Origin of the sequence: Pseudomonas sp. PS02302 (assembly GCF_029959585.1) — a bacterium.
Taxonomy (GTDB): domain Bacteria; phylum Pseudomonadota; class Gammaproteobacteria; order Pseudomonadales; family Pseudomonadaceae; genus Chryseomonas; species Chryseomonas aestiva.
In genome coordinates this window covers 1-284 of sequence record NZ_JASCON010000194.1, presented here as the reverse complement: position 1 = coordinate 284, position 284 = coordinate 1, and the positions used below count along the sequence as shown (strand labels likewise).

At 68.7% G+C, this 284-nt stretch carries 1 protein-coding gene; it reads left to right on the top strand.

The window, feature by feature from the left end; all coding sequences use genetic code 11:
- A partial coding sequence (locus QMX82_RS26255; protein ID WP_442969416.1) for an LmrA/YxaF family transcription factor occupies positions 1-137 on the top strand: 137 nt, incomplete at its 5' end.
- Between the last annotated feature and the right edge of the window lie 147 nt (positions 138-284).

The window sequence follows — 284 nt, the reverse complement described above, 5'->3', positions numbered from 1 at the left end:
GCCATACAGCGCAAGCGGCCACGGGGCTGGCCACGCTGCTGGTGGCGGCGGTGCAGGGGGTGATCCCGCTGTGCCGGGCCCAGCGCAGCATCGCCCCCTTCGACCGGGTGGCCGAACGTCTGGTGGCGCTGGTCTAGCGGGAACGCCACCTGGGCTGGCGGACTCCACCGAGGGCACTTCTTTTATTGGAGTACCTCATGAATCCCGAACCCGCGGACGCCCAGCAGACCCCCCACGACTACGACGAATACGGCGACGTGCCGGATTCGGCGAACACCACCACC